The organism is Rhizobium sp. CIAT894 (assembly GCF_000172795.2).
GTDB lineage: Bacteria > Pseudomonadota > Alphaproteobacteria > Rhizobiales > Rhizobiaceae > Rhizobium.
In genome coordinates, this window is record NZ_CP020947.1 from 4357095 (window position 1) to 4374056 (window position 16962).

Sequence of the window (16962 nt, forward strand, 5' to 3'; positions counted from 1 at the left end):
ATTCTGTTGGCTCAAACGGAGTCGGATGGTCGACCGGCCGGCGCGTGTCGTAGCCCGGTTCTACGGCCAAGCCGGCCGGTCGATCAGCCGGCCCGTTTCAGCCAACCCGAAGGGCTGGGCATCTTTCCGCCAGGATCAAAGGCGATCGGCTCGGACGTACCTGCGGGTATGTCCGTCGCCAATCGCCTTTGCCCTGACGAAAACCTGCTCCGGCAGAATGCTGCAATCTGACCCGGAAAGGCTCTAGGCCGAATAGATTTCAAGGACGTTGAAAACGAGAAAGCCCGACGGGGGAGGATCCGTCGGGCTTATAAACTCGATCGACAACTGGGAGGAGGAGTGTTGCCGACCCTGTCGAACGGCTATGGGAGGAGGAGAAAGCCGTTTCGATGAGTATGTTTTATCAGATTCCGCACGAAGGTGAAGATTGATTGTTGCATTGCAGCAATGCATCGATTGCAAGCCTGCCCGGAAATATTGCATCGGAAATGGCGTTTTTATCAGCACGAATCATCGGTGCATGGCGCCGGCTCCGGGAGCCTTGCGCTTTGCAGAATGCCCGCCGGATATTCCTGCCCAAGAGATCCCGTTTCTTATCCAAGCCATGCGCATCGAGAATGCGACGCAGAATCCCTGCGGTTATATTTTCCTGGATATATCCCCTAGCCAAACCGCACCACCCGTTATATTCGTCGCAACATTTCGAACCCTGGGGAAGTGAATCATGCAGAACCGCCGCCAATGGATGAAACTGGCAACCGCCGCGATATCGGCCCTGTGGCTTGGCGCCGCAGCGTTTGCAGCGCCGGCCGCCGCAGCCGAAAAGCTCACCGTCTTTGCGGCGGCGAGCCTCAAGGATGCGCTCGATGCCGCCAATGCCGCCTGGACCAAGGAAAGCGGCAAGGAAGCCGTCGCCTCCTATGCGGCGAGCGGAGCGCTGGCCAAACAGATCGAAAACGCGGCCCCCGCCGATATTTTCATCTCGGCCGACCGCGACTGGATGGATTACGTCGCCAAGAAGAACCTGATCAAGGCCGACAGCCGTTCGGATCTGCTTGGCAACCGTATCGTGCTCGTTGCAGAAAAGGACAAGGCCAAGCCGGTCGAGATCAAGCAGGATTTCGATCTCGCTGGTTTGCTGGGTGACGGCAAGCTTGCCATGGGTGAACCGAAATCGGTTCCGGCAGGCAAATACGGCATGGCCGCGCTGGAAAAACTCGGCGTCTGGAAATCGGTGGAAACCAAGATCGCCGGCGCCGAAAGCGTCCGCGCGGCACTCGCCCTCGTCTCCCGCGGCGAAGCTCCCTATGGCATCGTCTACCAGACCGATGCCGCCGCCGATAAGGGTGTCGCCGTCGTCGGCACATTCCCGGCCGATTCCCATCCGCCGATCATCTATCCGATCGCCATCCTGGCTTCGAGCAAGAACCCGGATGCATCAGCCTATCTCGACTTCCTGAAATCCGACAAGGCAGCCGCTTTCTTCACGGCGCAGGGTTTCACCATTCTGAAGTGATCGAGACATTGAGATGATTGCGGAATCAGGGGCGACAGCTTAGCGTCAGTCAAGGCTACTGGCCCACTATTCTGACTGCCCGCTTCGTGCGGATGGTTGCCCCTCACCCTAACCCTCTCCCCGTAAACGGGGCGAGGGGACGTGCCCTGCGAGACGTTGGCGAGGGATGGGGAGGTTGCGGCGATCCCCCTTCGCCCCGTTTACGGGGAGAAGGTGCCGGTAGGCGGATGAGGGGCTGGTCTCGGCTCGCTTCAGCGTGCCTTGGATTTCATGGAGACCAGCGCATTTGAACATATTGGGCCTGAGCAACGAGGAATGGACGGCGATTCTGCTCAGCCTGCGCATCTCTATCGTCGCCATGCTGGCGAGCCTGCCCTTCGGCATTCTCGTTGCCCTGTTGCTCGCCCGCGGCCGCTTCTGGGGCAAGGCGGTGCTGAATGGCATCGTTCATCTGCCGCTGATCCTGCCTCCGGTCGTCACCGGTTTCCTCCTCCTCATCCTGTTCGGCCGCCGCGGTCCGATCGGCAGCCTGCTCGACCAGTATCTCGGCATCGTCCTTTCCTTCCGCTGGACGGGTGCGGCGCTTGCCTGCGCCGTCATGGCCTTTCCGCTGATGGTGCGCAGCATCCGCCTGTCGATCGAGGCGGTTGACCGCAAGCTGGAGGAGGCGGCCGGAACGCTCGGCGCCGGCCCCGCCTGGGTCTTTCTGACGATCACCCTGCCGCTGATCTTGCCCGGCATCATCACCGGCATGATACTGTCCTTCGCCAAGGCGATGGGAGAATTCGGCGCGACGATCACCTTCGTCTCCAATATCCCCGGCGAAACCCAGACGCTGTCGGCCGCGATCTACACCTTCACCCAGGTGCCGGGCGGCGATGCCGGCGCGCTGCGCCTGACGCTCGTCGCCATCATCATATCCATGGCAGCCCTGCTCGCCTCCGAATGCCTCGCCCGTCTCGCCGGCCGGAGGATCGATCCGGAATGACGCTGATCGTCGAAGCAAAGCAGCGGCTTGGCGCCTTTTCGCTCGACGCCGCCTTCACCTCCGAGCGTGGCGTCACCGCGCTGTTCGGCCGCTCCGGCTCCGGCAAGACCTCGCTGATCCGCATCATCGCCGGCCTCGCCCGCCCGGATGAGGGCCGCGTCGTCCTTGACGGCGAAGCCTTGACCGAAACCGCAGCCGGCACCTTCGTCCCGAAACATCGCCGCCGCTTCGGTTATGTCTTCCAGGAGGCCCGGCTTTTCCCGCATTTCAGCGTTCGCGCCAATCTCTCCTACGGCCGCTGGTTCTCAGCGGGAACGGCGCGCGGTGAAAGCTTCGATCGCATCGTCGACCTGCTCGGCATCGAGCCGCTGCTGGAGCGCAGCCCCGCAAAACTGTCCGGCGGCGAGAAGCAGCGCGTCGCCATCGGCCGCGCCCTGCTCTCCGCCCCGCGCCTGCTCTTGATGGACGAGCCGCTCGCCGCCCTCGACGAGGCCCGCAAGGCCGAGATCCTGCCTTATCTCGAGCGATTGCGCGATGAGATGGATATCCCGATAGTCTATGTCAGCCATGCGATCGCCGAGGTGGCGCGGCTTGCAAACCAGGTGGTCGTCCTCAGCGATGGCAAGGTGGAAGCGACAGGCCCGGCCGTCGACATATTGAGCCGCCCCTCTGCGGCGGCCGACCGGCGCGAGGCGGGCGCGCTGCTCGAAGGCACGGTCGAAAGCTTCGATGCGCGTCATCGCCTGTCGACCGTCGCGCTGAAATCCTCTCGGCTGCATATTCCGAGCGCAGCGCTGGCGCCCGGCAGACCGGTGCGCATCCGCATTCCGTCACGCGACGTCATGCTGGCGACGACAAGGCCCGAGGGGCTGAGCGCGCTGAACATTCTCGAAGGCAGGATCGAAGCGATATCGTCGGATGAGGACGGAACGGGCGAAATCCTGATCGATTGCGGCGGCGATGCCATTCTTGCGCGCATCACCATGCTCTCCTGCGAGCGCCTCGATCTTCGCCCCGGCAAGACCGTCTTCGCCGTCGTCAAGACGGTTGCGTTGGAGGCCTGATCGGCGTGTCCCCTACAGGCTGCGTTTGGCTTCGAGCCAGGCGAGATCCGCGGCGAGGCTTTCGCGCATCGTCTTTTCCATCCGGCGGAAACGCTCGAGCAACTCCTCGCCGAACGGCGTCAGCGCCGCGCCGCCGCCTTTCTGTCCGCCGCGTTGCGATTCCACCACCTGTTCCGAGAACATCCGGTTCATCTCGCTGACCAGCAGCCATGCCCGCCGATAGGACATGTCCATCGCCCGCCCCGCCGCCGAGATCGATCCGGTCGCACGGATATGTTCCAGCAGTTCCATCTTGCCATGGCCGAGCCGGTCTTCGTCCGGGAAGCTGATTCGCAGGACGGGCACGAGGTTTTTTGCGGCTGACTCGGTCATTGAATCCGGAGATCGTGGAATTTGCCGCACTTTACGCTGCGGCATGGAAACTGTACACCGCCCGCACAAGCAGCCCGAGTGGCAATATTCTTCAAATCGGACGCCGGATCGGATTTTCAGCCGTTCTGTATCTTAGCACGTCTTGAAACATTAATGGTTTGATGCCTATCTTAACCATGATCCGGTCTCGATCGGATCATGTGTTGTGCATGGTTTGTCATTCCAGGAAAGGGAAAAAACTGACAACAGTACACGCCAAGGGAAAAACGCTCGCCGTTATCCCGAAGAGTGCGGAACGTGGCGCCGATGCCGCTGCCCGTGCCCTAGAAACCGTCCTCGCCAGCCTCGAGGACTCCAAAGCCGAAGATATCGTCACCATCGACATTGCCGGAAAATCGGCGCTGGGAGACTACATGATCGTCGTCTCCGGCCGCTCGAACAGGCATGTCATGGCGATCTCCGATCACCTGCTCACCGACCTGAAGGACGACGGCCTCGGCACGGCCCGCGTCGAAGGTCAGGAAGGCGGCGATTGGGTGCTGATCGACACCGGTGACATTATCGTGCATGTGTTCCGTCCCGAAATCCGCGAGTTCTACAACATCGAAAAGATGTGGGCGGCTCCGGATATGGATGAAGAAACACGGCACTGACAGGCAGGCCGGCATTCTGTCCGGCGCCTGAATGTGGCATTGGCTGGCCGGAGAACATGAAAACCGGCCGGTGGCGCCTCTTGCGCCCGATGTGCCGCATCAGCGGGAGCGGATGAATGCGAATTGGTCTTTTCGCGGTGGGACGGTTGAAATCCGGCCCCGAAAAGGATCTTGCGGCCCGTTATTTCGACCGTTTCGCCAAGGCGGGCCCTGCCGTCGGCCTCGAACTTGCCCGTGTCGCCGAAGTGGCCGAAAGCCGCGCCTCCAATGCGGAAACCCGCAAGCGCGAGGAAGCGGCGCTGCTCGTGAAATCGCTTGCCGACGGCAGCGTCCTCATTCTTCTCGACGAACGCGGCAAGGCGCTCGACAGCGAAGCCTTCGCAAACCTGCTCGGTTCCTATCGCGACCAGGGCAAACGCGAGCTGACCATTGCCATCGGCGGTGCCGACGGCCTCGATCCTTCCCTCTACGACCGTGCCGACGCCACGCTGTGCCTGGGAAAGATGACCTGGCCGCATCAGCTCGTGCGCACGCTGATCGCCGAACAGCTTTATCGCGCCGTCACCATCCTGTCCGGCCACCCCTATCACCGCGTCTGATGCCGCGTCCGCCCCATCGGTCGGCCCCATCAGTCGAAAATGCGTCGCAATGTCACGCAGCCGTGTTGACTTGCCGGCCCGTTCTGCTTCGAACGTTCTGGCAAAGCGTGTCAAATCAGCTTAGTCTCCGCGCGATTTGAGAAAGTGCCCGAACACGCATGACGACAACAGCAACCAGGCGACACCGCATGATCCTGCCGGCTATCGCGGCCGGTGTCGGTGTGGCGGTGATTGCCGTGTCGGCAAATCCCTTCACCGTTCGGGCGCAGGATGCCGCAGCCGAGGCGGCGCAATCCGCACCGCCGCAGCCCCCAGCCGCGCCGGCCCCGCCCGATCCGGCCGCCGAACTGGCCACTAAGCGCGACCAGACCCGCGCCGAACTCGAAACCCTGTCGAAGACCATCAGCCTCTCCACCGATAAGGTCAGCGCGCTTCAGCAGAGCATCGCCGATCTCGAAAAGAGCACGCAAAGCATCCGCCAGGCCCTGATCGAGTCGGCGGCCCGCCGCAAGACGCTCGACAGGCAGATCCTCGAAAGCGAGAAGAAGCTTGCCGATCTCGGCGTCAAGCAGGATGGCATCCGCCGCTCGCTTCACGAACGCCGCGGCCTTCTGGCCGAGGTGCTGGCAGCCCTCCAGCGCATGGGCCGCAATCCGCCGCCGGCTTTGCTCGTCACCCCCGATGATGCACTCGCCTCGGTGCGCAGCGCCATCCTGCTCGGCGCCGTCGTGCCCGGCATCCGCAAGGAGACCGACAAGCTTGCCGCCGACCTGGCAAACCTCGCCGCATTGCAGACCGCAAGTGCCGCCGAGAAAGCCGGCCTGACGACAACGATGACCAATAGTATCGAGGAAGAGCGGCGCATGGATCTGCTGCTTGCCGAAAACGACAAGCTCAGCCGCAGCAATGCCGCCGAACTCGCGGCCGAGAAAAAGCGCTCCGAGGAACTGGCCGGCAAGGCGACCAGCCTTGAAGGCCTTGTCGCCTCGATGGAATCCGAGATCGCTTCGGTGCGCGATGCCGCCGCGGCCGCCCGCCAGGCGGAGGAAAACCGCAAGCTGATGACGGACGAGCAGCGCGCCCAGGCCAAGGCCCTGGCCGACAGCGGCGTGCCCGATAAAAACCGCATTGCCCCCGCATATCCCTTCGCAGAATTGAAGGCGAAATTGGAGGTGCCCGTTGCGGGCGATATCCTGCGCCAGTTCGGCGATGCCGACGGCACGGGGCACGAAGCCATGGGCATGACGGTCGCCACCAATCCGGAAACGGTGGTGACGGCGCCTGCCGATGGCCTGGTGGTTTTCGCCGGCGCTTTCCGCAGTTACGGCCAGATGATCATTCTCGACACCGGCGATGGATACCATCTGGTGCTCTCGGGAATGGAGACGATCAATACCCGCCAGGGGAAATTCGTTTTCTCCGGCGAGCCGCTCGCCGTGATGGGCGCAAAAAGAGTGGCAAGCGCAACTGCATTGGCGCTGGAAACGGACCGGCCAACGCTTTACATTGAATTTCGAAAAGACGGTAAACCGGTCGATTCCCGACCATGGTGGACCGCCAAAGACACTGGAAAGGCACGCAATGATTCGTAGGGCTTCTCTTGTTCTGGTCGGCGCATTGATGGGTGCGACCGCCATGAGCGTTATTTACTCGGCCGGTGTGCCGGCAGAAGCGGCCGGATCCTCGACCTATAAGGAGCTTTCGGTTTTCGGCGACGTCTTCGAGCGCGTGCGTGCGCAATACGTGACGCCGCCGGCCGAAGACAAGCTGATCGAAAACGCCATCAACGGCATGCTGTCCTCGCTCGATCCGCATTCGAGCTATATGAATGCGAAGGACGCCGAGGACATGCGCACCCAGACCAAGGGTGAGTTCGGCGGCCTCGGCATCGAGGTCACGATGGAAGACGAACTCGTCAAGGTCATCACCCCGATCGACGATACGCCTGCCGCCAAGGCCGGCGTTCTCGCAGGTGACTATATCTCCGAGATCGACGGCCAGTCGGTGCGCGGCCTGAAGCTGGAGGACGCCGTCGAGAAGATGCGCGGCGCCGTCAACACGCCGATCAAGCTGACCCTGATCCGCAAGGGTGCCGACAAGCCGATCGAGCTGACGATCGTCCGTGACGTCGTCGCCGTCCAGGCCGTCAAATCGCGCGTCGAGGACGATGTCGGTTATCTCCGCATCATCTCCTTCACCGAGAAGACCTATCCCGACATGGAAAAGGCTATCAAGAAGATCAAGGACACCGTTCCGGCCGACAAGCTGAAGGGTTATGTCCTCGACCTGCGCCTCAACCCGGGCGGTCTGCTCGATCAGGCGATCAACGTCTCCGATGCGCTGCTGGAGCGCGGCGAAGTGGTTTCGACCCGCGGCCGCAATCCCGATGAAACCCGCCGCTTCAATGCCGGCCCGGGCGACCTGACGGACGGCAAGCCGGTCATCGTACTGATCAACGGCGGTTCGGCTTCCGCATCGGAAATCGTCGCCGGCGCTCTTCAGGATCTGCGCCGCGCCACCGTTCTCGGCACCCGCTCCTTCGGCAAGGGTTCCGTCCAGACGATCATCCCGCTCGGCGAAAACGGCGCGCTGCGCCTGACCACGGCGCTCTACTACACGCCGTCCGGCCGCTCGATCCAGGGTACCGGCATCACCCCCGACATCAAGGTCGACGAGCCGCTGCCGCAGGAGCTGCAGGGCAAGATGGTGACCGAAGGCGAATCCAGCCTGCGCGGCCATATCAAGGGCCAGAGCGAGACTGACGAAGGTTCGGGCTCCGTTGCCTATGTGCCGCCGGATCCGAAGGACGACGTTCAGCTGAACTACGCGCTCGATCTGCTGCGCGGCAAGAAGACCGATCCGGCCTTCCCGCCGAACCCGGATAAGGCCGTCGTCGCCAAGTAATTCATCACCGCAAGGCCGGGCATGTCGTCCGGCCTTGATCCTTTCTGCTGTTTCCCGGTTTTGGAGCGGGCGAAAAATTGGGAACGGACCTGCATGCGCCTTTGGGCCGCAACCGCAAAGCCGGCAGTCGGCGCCCGGGTGTTCTGCGCCTCGGCCGCATCGCCGCCAGTCTTTGTCTGTTCGCGATAGGCGGCTTTTCGCTCTATACGGCGTTTCGCGGCGATGGGCTCGAACGCGCCAAACCGCCGGCGGCCGAACAAGCCGCAACACCAGAAAATCCAACTCAGCCGCCGACGACCGCCGCCAACCAGGCGGCGGATGGCATGCCCCGCGCCGAACCGCGCTCGGGCGCCAATGTCGAACAGATGGTCACCGGCGACGGCTCCGTCGTCACCAAATACAGTCCCCGCCCGCGCGATGGCAGCGGGCCGGTACTGGTCGACGCCATGCAGATCGGCCAGGATCCGCGCATGGCGGCGCAGCCGAATGAAGCGCTGCTCGAAGACACTCCTTTTGGCAGACTTCCGATCGTCGGCCCGGATGGCCGCCGCCCGATGGATCAGTATGCCCGCCCCTCGTCCGGCACGCGCGGTGTGCGCATCGCCATCGTCGTCAGCGGCCTCGGGCTCAGCCAGACCGGGACGCAGCGCGCCATTGCCGAATTGCCGGAGGAAATCACCTTCGCTTTTGCCGCCAGCGGCAACAGCCTGCAGCGCTGGATGCAGGAGGCCCGCCGCGGCGGCCATGAGATTCTGTTGCAGGTGCCGCTCGAGCCATTTGATTACCCGGCAAATGATCCCGGACCGGAAACGCTGCTGACCACGAAGTCGCCCGCCCGCAACATCGAGAATCTGCACAAGGCGATGGGCGAGATCACCAATTATACCGGCGTCATGAATTATCTCGGTGGCCGTTTCCTCTCGGACTCCAATGCCATGGAGCCTGTCATGCGCGATCTCGGCAAGCGCGGCCTGCTGTTTCTCGACGACGGCACGTCGGCGCAGTCGAAGACGGCTGATGTCGCCAAGGGAACCGAACTGCCCTATGCCTTCGCCGACCTGCAGCTCGACGGCCAGCTCGATATCAACGCCGTCCTGAAGAAGCTTGACGAGCTCGAGCGTATCGCCCGCAAGAACGGCCAGGCGATCGGCGTCGCCTCGGCTTTCGATGAAAGTGTCGACGCCATCGCCAAGTGGAGCGAGGAGGCTGCAATGCGCGGCATCGAGATCGTCGGCGTCGCCGCCCTTTCCAACGACCCCCGGAACCCTTGAGAGCAATCCCCGAAAAGATTGCTGAACGGAGAAGACGATGAGCCAGGCGACCGTAAAAGCCGAGGATCTGCCCTACCGCCCCTGCGTCGGCGTGATGATCCTGAACCGCGATGGCCTCGTCTGGGCCGGTCGGCGCATTCCCGACGGCAATTCGGAATATGACGGCTCGCCGCAGCTCTGGCAGATGCCGCAAGGGGGCATCGACAAGGGCGAGGATCCATTGGATGCCGCCTACCGCGAGCTCTACGAGGAGACCGGCATCAAGACGGTGACCCTGCTTGCCGAAGCCAGAGACTGGATCAACTATGACCTGCCGCCGGCTCTGATCGGCATCGGGCTGAAGGGGAAATTCCGCGGCCAGACGCAGCGCTGGTTCGCCTTCCGCTTCGAGGGCAGCGACAGCGAGATCGCCATCAACCCACCGCCGGGCGGTCACGAGCCGGAATTCGATGCCTGGGAGTGGAAGCCGATGCGGGAGCTGCCGGGCCTGATCGTTCCCTTCAAGCGCTCCGTCTACGACCGGGTAGTCGCCGAATTCGAGCATCTGGCAGCATTGCAATCGGAAGACTGATCGATCCGGGATAACCGGACGAGTTTGCGCCTGATGAGATCAGCGCGCAATGCCGGCCGCCGGAGCGGCCGGTTTCTCGTTCGAATCTTATTCGGCTTCGTCGGCGGAATCGGCGTTGAGCTGGCCGTATTTGCTCTCGCCGATCTTCCCGAGCAGTTCGAGCTGCGTTTCGAGGAAATCGATATGGCCTTCCTCATCCATCAGCAGCTCTTCGAAGAGCTTCATGGAAACGTAATCGCCGGCTTCGTAACAGATATCGCGCGACTTCTTGTAGGCCGCGCGGGCGTCGTATTCGCCGGCAAGATCGGCTTCCAGCACTTCCTTGACGTTCTGGCCGATGCGCAGAGGCGCAAGGGTCTGCAGATTGGGATGGCCTTCAAGGAAAATGATGCGCGCAACAAGCCGGTCGGCATGATGCATCTCTTCGATCGATTCGGCGCGCTCCTTCTTGGCGAGCTTGGTGTAGCCCCAGTCCTCGAGAAGCCGATAATGAACCCAATATTGATTGACCGCTCCGAGCTCGAGGAACAGTGCCTCGTTAAGCCGCTCGATGACCTTTTTGTCGCCTTTCAATGTCCGCTCTCCTGTTTTCCTCATGGAATTGTTTCAAGCGGGACATGAAATCAAATATTTCAGTCTCCGTCGAGTGACGACGGGCGTGATATTCCTCGGTCGTCTGGATAATGATGTCGACGACGTTGGGGAAACAGCCGCAGCAACGGCCGCGTTTTTCCATGGCGTGATAGACCTTGGCCGGCACGATAAGCTGCCAACAGTCTTCATCGAGAAGGTTGGTGATAACCTCCCGGATTTCCTTGTCGGTTATGTAATTGCAGCTGCAGACAAGCACGTCTTCATTCCAAACATGACACTGACTATCGTGTTTTCTGCTAAAGAAGATGATGACTGTCAAGAAAAAATTCGAGCTGCGAATCATTGACCCCGGTGCCCGAATGGCAATCCGATGCCTATTCTCCAAGATTATGCAGTGCTTCCAGGATGATGGCGCCCTGAAGCCGGTGGAGGTCTGCCGCGCGGTTCAGATCCGTGCAGCGTATTTTAATGGAAGTTGCGTCCGCGCGGCATCACCTCGGCGGTTTCCGCTGCGCCGGAATTGCCACCCGTGGCGATCAACCGTTTTTCCAGCTCCGCCCTCTCCTGCGCCTGCGCAAGCTTTTTCTGCCGCTGATCGCCACCCAGCCTCAGCACCTCGTCTGCCCGCTCGCAAACGCCGAAACGCCGGGCCTCGCGTTGCAGGATCCCGAGCGCCGGCGTCATGTCCTCGATATGTTCGACGACGGTATGGATCACCCCGCTCTGGCTTTGCAGCCGGCCGCGGATTTTCACCAGCCGGGCGCCCATCACAACCGAACGGTATGTGTCGAATATCTTGTTCCAGACGATCGCATTGGCAACGCCGGTCTCGTCCTCCAGCGTCATGAAGATCACACCCTTGGCCGAACCCGGCCGCTGGCGCACCAGCACGAGACCCGCAATCGTCACCCTCTTTCCGTTCGCCACCTTCAACAGATCGACATTGCGGGTGATGCCCATTCTTTGCAGCTCCTCCCGCAGGAATGAGACGGGATGCGCCTTTAGCGACAGCGAGAGATAACGATAGTCCTCGATGACCTGCTCTCCCGGCAGCATTTCCGGCAGCTTGGTTGCAGGCTCAGCCTGGAGATCGACATGACGGGCCTGCTCGAAAAGTGGCAACTCCTCGGCCGCGCTCTTCACATCCAGCGCCCGCACCGCCCAGAGCGCGTCGCGCCGTGACAATCCAAGGGATTGGAACGCATCCGCATCCGCCAGTCGCTCGATGACGGATTTCTGCAGGCCGGACCGCAGCCAGAGATCCCGAACGGAACCGTACCCTTTGCCCCGATTTTTGACGAGCAGCTCCATCTCTTTATCCGAGACGCCTTTGATCTGTCTAAAACCGAGCCGCACCGCATGCCGGGCCTTGATAATCTCGCGCATCTCACGGTGGCGGAAATCGACGGCATCCGAATCGAAAGCGGCCGCTTCCAGATCGCAATCCCAGTCGGATTCGTTGATGTCGACCGGCAGGATCTTGACCCCGTGTTCGCGCGCATCCCGCACCAGCTGCGCCGGCGCATAAAACCCCATCGGCTGGGAATTCAGCATCGCCGCGCAGAAGACGTCGGGATAATAGGCCTTGAGCCATGAGGAGGCATAGACGAGCAGCGCAAAGGAGGCCGCATGGCTTTCCGGGAAACCATATTCGCCGAAGCCTTTGATCTGGTTGAAACACTGCCGCGCGAATTCCTCGGTATAACCCTTCGAGGCCATTCCCTCGATGAACCGCTTCTCGAAATTGCCGATCGTACCGGTTCTCTTGAATGTCGCCATCGCTCTGCGAAGCTTGTCGGCTTCCGCCGGTTTGAAGCCGGCGGCTGTGATGGCGATCTGCATCGCCTGTTCCTGGAACAGCGGCACGCCGAGGGTTCTTTCCAGAACCGCTTCCAGCTCCTTGCTCGGATATTCGATCGGAATATTCCTCGCCCGCTGCTCCCGGCGCTTCAGGTAGGGATGCACCATATCGCCCTGGATCGGCCCCGGCCGGACGATCGCCACCTCGATGACGAGGTCGTAGAACACCGTCGGCTTGAGACGCGGCAGCATGCTCATCTGCGCCCGGCTCTCGATCTGGAAGACACCAAGCGTATCGGCCCGGCCCATCATCGCGTAAACCGGTTTGCCTTCGTCCCCATGCTCCCTGTTGCCGAGGTCTGCGAGCGTCTTCTTCACCTCGTAATGCAGTTCAAGCAGCGAAAAGCCCTTCCGCAGGCAGGTCAGCATGCCGAGCGCCAGCACATCCACCTTGAGAATCTTGACGTTGTCGAGATCGTCCTTGTCCCATTCGATCATGTAGCGATCCGGCATTGCCGTCTTCATGATCGGCACCACTTCATCGAGCCGGTCCCGCGTGATGACGAAGCCGCCGACATGCTGGGTGAGGTGGCGTGGGAAACCGAGAAGCTCGGAGGCATATTTCAGCACGTTGCGTGTCACGGGATCCTTGATATCGAGGCCGGCCGCCTTGGCATCCCGTTCCGAGAGATTGTCCTCCGACCAGCCCCAGACGAGACTGCTGATCGCCGACTGGACATCCTCCGACAGCCCGAAGGCCTTGGCGACTTCGCGACCGGCCGAACGGGTGCGATAGGTGGTCACACCAGCCGTCAGGCCGGCATGCTCTCTTGTGTAGGTTTTATAAATGTACTGGATGACCTCTTCACGCCGGTCATGTTCGAAATCGACATCGATGTCAGGCGGTTCGTCGCGATCCATCGAAATGAAGCGGTCGAAGAGCAGCGTGCTCTTTTGCGGATCGACCTCCGTTATTTCGAGGCAATAGCAGATAACCGAATTTGCTGCCGATCCGCGCCCCTGGCACAAGACCTTGAGCTCATAACGGGCGTGCCGGATGATCCTGTGAACCGTCAGGAAGTAGGAGGCATACTTCTTCTCGCCAATGAGTTTCAGCTCATAATCGATCTGCTTTGCCACCTTGTCCGGAATACCCTGCGGATAGCGTTTTGCAGCTCCTGTTCTCGTCAGCCTTTCCAAGGTCTCCTGCGGCGTTTCGCCGGGATCGTTTTCAGGCGGATAATTATGCTCCAGCTCCGTCAGCGAAAAGCTCAGCTTGCCGAAGAAAGCCCGGGTATTTTCGATCGCAGCCGGATAGTCCCGGAAGATCCGGGCCATTTCACGTGAATCCTTGAGATAGCGTTCGGCATTCGGCGCCAGCAGGAATCCGGCTTGCGCTATCTCCACATGCTCCCGGATCGCGATCACGACATCCGAAAGCGGCCGGCGCTCGGGATGATGGTAAAGCGGCTGGTTGGTCGCAATCAGCGGCAGGCGGTTTCGTGCCGCAAGCATGGCAAGCACCGCAAAGACCTGCCTGTCGCGGCCGTCATAGGCTGGCGCCAGCGCCATATAAAAAGCCTTGCCGAACCGTCTGCGAAACCGCTCCAGATAATTCTCCAGTGCCGACTGCCCGGCTTTGCTCTCGACAAGGGTGCGATCGGGAACGAGGGCAAGCATCATCTCGTCTCCCCATTCCATGAGTTCCGCTTCCGTGAGAATGCAGTCTCCCTTGACCGCTTCCTCCTTCAGATTGCCGGCGCTGAGGAGGCGGCAAAGATTTGCCCAGCCACGCCGGTTGCGGGGGTAGGCGAGGATATCAGGCGTATCATCGGAAAAAACCAGACGGGCGCCCGGCTGAATCCGGATGGGATCGACAATCTTTTCCTTTTTCCCCTCCCTCTCCGCCTGGGCCATGATCGCATCCCTGTTCCTGTATCTCTCCTCGAGCTGCAGCGCCTGCGCATGCGCCCTGACCACCCCGGCAACCGAATTCCGGTCGGCAATCCCAAGACCGCCGAGCCTGAGATGGGCGGCCTGCACGACCATCTCTTCCGGGCTGGAAGCGCCTTCGAGAAACGAAAAATTCGTTCTCGCGCCGATCTCGAAGAATGCGGGTTCGCTCTTCATGCAAATACCCCATGCATGAACCAGCGAGGGTCGAATTCCCCGCCATAAAAACCGCGACGATAGATCCAGAAGCGATGCCCGGTCTCGTCCTCGATGCGGAAATAGTCACGCGCCTCGGCGTCATCCCCGTCGATCCACCATTCGATGGCAATCCGTTCCGGGCCTTCGCTTCTTGCCACCTGATGCTGCATGCGCCGCCAGCGGAAAACCTGCGGCGGACCATCGGGCACCTCGGCAAGCATGATCTCGACCGGCTCCGGCGCTGCAAAGAGCCGTAGCGGACGCTCTTCGCGGAAAGGAAGTCGGATATCCCCAACCGCCTTCCGCCCGGGAGAACTATCCATCACAGGCACCGTGATGACGGCGCGTTCCGGCACATGGCTCTCGCGAAGCTGGAAGCTTTGCAGGCAATCCGCACCCAGCCGGGCCGAGACCCGATCGACGAAGGCCGAAAGCGAAATCTCCCCCTGGCGGTCACCCTCGAAATCAGCCTGCGCTTCGTTGAAGGGATCATGCCGCAACACATTCAGCCGCAGGATTTCGAAACCATAGCCGGCATCGAGATCGTCATAGACCGCCTGCAATCGCTCGGAAAAAAGCCCGGCGATGAATTTTGGCTCGCGAAGCGGCTGCGAAGCGCCGACGCTGATACGAAAGACCCTGCCGTCGACGCGAAACAGAACCAGTTCGAACATTCGCCCGCCCACCCCTCGCGCCTCCAGCGACGGCTGCAGCGACAGGGCGACCTGCCGGGTGACGGCAAGGATCTGTTCTTCCGTCCCGATGGGCTCGATCAGGCGGCTTTCGGCCGAGAGACTGGCAACCGGGCGCCGGGGCGAGACCGGCTCCTCTTCACGTCCCAGCGCCTGGTCGAGACGCAGAAGCAGTCCCGGGCCGAACCGGCGGGTCAGTGGCGCTCGCGGCGCACCGATGACGTCGCCGACATATTTCAGACCGAGCTTCTTCAGCGCATCGACGGTTTGTCCTTCCAGCCGCAAGGCTGCAACCGGCAGGGACACCAGCACATGCTCCGTCTCCTCGTCTTCGATCACGCCGCCTTGCCCGAAGCGCGACACGGCCCAGGAAAGGCCTGGCGACGATGAGATCGCCCCCCGCGCATCGAAGCCCATATAAAAAAGTCGTGACAACACATCTTTGAGGATCGCCTTTTCACCGCCGAAGAGATGGGCGCAACCGCTAATGTCGAGAAACAGACCATCCTTACCGTCGAACGCCACCAGCGGCGTATAACGGTCGCACCAGTCGGCAATTGCCTCCAGCAACCGGCGGTCCGCGGCCGGATCCTCTTCCGCCACCTCGAGCGTCGGGTACATCGCACGCGCTTCGGCAACGCCCTGCTCCTTCTTCAGCCCCAGCCCCTCGGCCAGCTCGTCCAGGGCCGTCAGCCGCACGGCATTGTTGAGCTTGCCGGAACAGACGATGGGCGGGGTCTCAGGACGCCCTTTCGAACGCCAGGAGAGCCCCCATCGCCGGCGGGCGATGCGGTCCGTTGGCAGATGCGGGAAGCTGAGCGCCAGAATGCGCTGACTGTTCGCCTGGAGGACGAACGAGGTTTGGTTCTGCGACCGGGAGAAATTGGCGTTCATGGGGGTTCCACTCCAGAAGAAAGGAGAGCGGGGCCGGATTGCGGCTCTTCTCCAGCGTGAGACGGAAAATCGGATTGCCGATGCTGCCGGAAAGCTTCGATCCATCCGGCAACGGCCGCAGACCGGATGGAGCCGGTTCGACATGCAGGCGGAAAGCCGCACTGCTTGCCTCCTCCGCACCGGCCTGGCGGACAAGAAAGAGCGGACGGCGGGCAGCATGCGCCCGAAGACTGAGCCTGCGGCTTTCGGTCAGGCCGAAATGAGCGGGATTGCCGCGCACTTCGAAGATGACGGCGGAGAAAGCAGCGCTTTCGACCGCCGCCTCCGCCAGCCAGAGCGCCTCGTCCAGCTTGCGTGGTGCGGCATGGAGAAACCGCTCCGGGCTCAGTCCGAAATCCCGAAACCCGGGAACATAAGGACGACCTGCCTCCAGTGTGCCGACAGCATCGCCGATCCAGAGCAACGGCAGAAACCTGCCGGCATCCGCTTCCTGTTTCTGCAGCCGCGCGGCGACGGCCATCGCCAGCCCGCTTGCCGCACCTGCGTCACGAGACAGAGCGGAGCGGAATTCGGTGATTGCATCGAGCGGCAGACCGCCTTCCAGCGCCTCGTCAAGACATTCCACCCCAAACGCCAGGGGCGGCAGAATGGCTCTCTGCGGCGTCTTGCCTCCTTCCGCCAAGGCTTCCCGCTCTGCTGCCGCAAGCGCCGGCGCGGGCTTCCCCTCCAGTCGGGCGATGGTTTCGCGGAGCGCAAAAAGCCGCTCGCGCGCCAGGGCGTGCTGCGCCATGGCGTTCTCCAATCCGTCTTGTTCCTGTTATGTTCTTATAGATTCCAGAGAGCTAATGAAGAGTCAACGGCCATTTTTTATGAATTTATTCCTGCCTTTGATT

Annotated in this window: 15 protein-coding genes; 9 read left to right on the plus strand and 6 right to left on the minus strand. The window is 61.7% G+C overall.

Translation table 11 applies throughout. The annotated features are described in order from the left end of the window. The first annotated feature begins 724 nt into the window (after positions 1-724). The 3 genes from modA to modC all read left to right on the plus strand — a co-directional run bounded on the left by modA (position 725) and on the right by modC (position 3568). A complete protein-coding gene (gene modA, locus RHEC894_RS21375) occupies positions 725-1516 on the plus strand; it encodes a molybdate ABC transporter substrate-binding protein (RefSeq protein WP_010066713.1) in 792 nt (263 codons plus the stop codon). A 286-nt stretch (positions 1517-1802) separates the two neighbouring features. Further along, entirely contained in the window at positions 1803-2504 is a 702-nt protein-coding gene (modB, locus tag RHEC894_RS21380; protein ID WP_085738756.1) for a molybdate ABC transporter permease subunit, read from the plus strand. After that, entirely contained in the window at positions 2501-3568 is a 1068-nt protein-coding gene (gene modC, locus RHEC894_RS21385; RefSeq protein ID WP_085738757.1) for a molybdenum ABC transporter ATP-binding protein, read from the plus strand. Before modB ends, modC begins: the two co-directional genes overlap by 4 nt. Before the next feature lie 12 nt (positions 3569-3580). On the opposite strand, the gene RHEC894_RS21390 is transcribed toward modC, so the two are convergent. Further along, positions 3581-3940, minus strand: a complete 360-nt coding sequence (locus RHEC894_RS21390) for a winged helix-turn-helix domain-containing protein (protein ID WP_010069135.1) — start codon at positions 3938-3940, stop codon at positions 3581-3583. A gap of 209 nt (positions 3941-4149) precedes the next feature. On the opposite strand from RHEC894_RS21390, the gene rsfS reads away from it, so the two are divergent. The 6 genes from rsfS (at position 4150) to RHEC894_RS21420 (ending at position 9938) form a co-directional block, all read left to right on the plus strand. Further along, positions 4150-4593, plus strand: coding sequence for a ribosome silencing factor (gene rsfS / locus RHEC894_RS21395; protein WP_010069136.1), 444 nt, complete (start codon positions 4150-4152; stop codon positions 4591-4593). Between the two features lie 116 nt (positions 4594-4709). Further along, entirely contained in the window at positions 4710-5192 is a 483-nt protein-coding gene (gene rlmH / locus RHEC894_RS21400; protein WP_010069137.1) for a 23S rRNA (pseudouridine(1915)-N(3))-methyltransferase RlmH, read from the plus strand. A gap of 188 nt (positions 5193-5380) precedes the next feature. After that, positions 5381-6784 (plus strand): murein hydrolase activator EnvC, encoded by a 1404-nt coding sequence (locus RHEC894_RS21405; RefSeq protein ID WP_085738758.1) that lies wholly within the window; start codon positions 5381-5383, stop codon positions 6782-6784. Next, a complete protein-coding gene (locus RHEC894_RS21410) occupies positions 6774-8096 on the plus strand; it encodes a S41 family peptidase (RefSeq protein ID WP_085738759.1) in 1323 nt (440 codons plus the stop codon). The genes RHEC894_RS21405 and RHEC894_RS21410 overlap by 11 nt, the downstream gene beginning before the upstream one ends. Positions 8097-8173: 77 nt before the next feature. Next, positions 8174-9367 carry a divergent polysaccharide deacetylase family protein gene (locus RHEC894_RS21415; protein WP_085738760.1) on the plus strand — a complete coding sequence of 398 codons (1194 nt, stop codon included), beginning with the start codon at positions 8174-8176 and terminating at the stop codon, positions 9365-9367. Positions 9368-9404: 37 nt separating this feature from the next. Continuing rightward, positions 9405-9938, plus strand: a complete 534-nt coding sequence (locus RHEC894_RS21420; protein ID WP_085738761.1) for an RNA pyrophosphohydrolase — start codon at positions 9405-9407, stop codon at positions 9936-9938. An 87-nt stretch (positions 9939-10025) separates the two neighbouring features. On the opposite strand, the gene bfr is transcribed toward RHEC894_RS21420, so the two are convergent. The 5 genes from bfr to RHEC894_RS21445 form a co-directional block, all read right to left on the minus strand. Beyond that, entirely contained in the window at positions 10026-10511 is a 486-nt protein-coding gene (bfr, locus tag RHEC894_RS21425; RefSeq protein WP_085738762.1) for a bacterioferritin, read from the minus strand. Then, on the minus strand, positions 10477-10875 hold the full coding sequence (locus RHEC894_RS33440; protein ID WP_085738763.1) for a (2Fe-2S)-binding protein: 399 nt from the start codon (positions 10873-10875) through the stop codon (positions 10477-10479). The genes bfr and RHEC894_RS33440 overlap by 35 nt, the downstream gene beginning before the upstream one ends. 122 nt (positions 10876-10997) lie before the next feature. Further along, positions 10998-14462: an error-prone DNA polymerase gene (locus RHEC894_RS21435; protein ID WP_085738764.1), complete on the minus strand. Its 3465-nt coding sequence runs from the start codon at positions 14460-14462 to the stop codon at positions 10998-11000. After that, positions 14459-16003, minus strand: a complete 1545-nt coding sequence (locus tag RHEC894_RS21440; RefSeq protein WP_281069165.1) for a DNA polymerase Y family protein — start codon at positions 16001-16003, stop codon at positions 14459-14461. The genes RHEC894_RS21435 and RHEC894_RS21440 overlap by 4 nt, the downstream gene beginning before the upstream one ends. Beyond that, complete coding sequence (locus RHEC894_RS21445; RefSeq protein ID WP_085738765.1) at positions 15915-16859, minus strand: hypothetical protein; 945 nt, start codon at positions 16857-16859, stop codon at positions 15915-15917. The genes RHEC894_RS21440 and RHEC894_RS21445 overlap by 89 nt, the downstream gene beginning before the upstream one ends. Positions 16860-16962 lie beyond the last annotated feature (103 nt).

What these genes read in the sequence shown, in the direction of transcription:
- modA (WP_010066713.1), top strand. Translation starts at nt 725, where the DNA reads ATGCAGAACCGCCGCCAATGGATGAAACTGGCAACCGCCGCGATATCG.
- rsfS (WP_010069136.1), top strand. Translation starts at nt 4,150, where the DNA reads ATGGTTTGTCATTCCAGGAAAGGGAAAAAACTGACAACAGTACACGCC.
- RHEC894_RS21435 (WP_085738764.1), bottom strand. Translation starts at nt 14,462, where the DNA reads ATGAAGAGCGAACCCGCATTCTTCGAGATCGGCGCGAGAACGAATTTT.
- RHEC894_RS21405 (WP_085738758.1), top strand. Translation starts at nt 5,381, where the DNA reads ATGATCCTGCCGGCTATCGCGGCCGGTGTCGGTGTGGCGGTGATTGCC.
- RHEC894_RS33440 (WP_085738763.1), bottom strand. Translation starts at nt 10,875, where the DNA reads ATGATTCGCAGCTCGAATTTTTTCTTGACAGTCATCATCTTCTTTAGC.
- RHEC894_RS21420 (WP_085738761.1), top strand. Translation starts at nt 9,405, where the DNA reads ATGAGCCAGGCGACCGTAAAAGCCGAGGATCTGCCCTACCGCCCCTGC.
- RHEC894_RS21390 (WP_010069135.1), bottom strand. Translation starts at nt 3,940, where the DNA reads ATGACCGAGTCAGCCGCAAAAAACCTCGTGCCCGTCCTGCGAATCAGC.
- rlmH (WP_010069137.1), top strand. Translation starts at nt 4,710, where the DNA reads ATGCGAATTGGTCTTTTCGCGGTGGGACGGTTGAAATCCGGCCCCGAA.
- RHEC894_RS21410 (WP_085738759.1), top strand. Translation starts at nt 6,774, where the DNA reads ATGATTCGTAGGGCTTCTCTTGTTCTGGTCGGCGCATTGATGGGTGCG.
- RHEC894_RS21445 (WP_085738765.1), bottom strand. Translation starts at nt 16,859, where the DNA reads ATGGCGCAGCACGCCCTGGCGCGCGAGCGGCTTTTTGCGCTCCGCGAA.
- modC (WP_085738757.1), top strand. Translation starts at nt 2,501, where the DNA reads ATGACGCTGATCGTCGAAGCAAAGCAGCGGCTTGGCGCCTTTTCGCTC.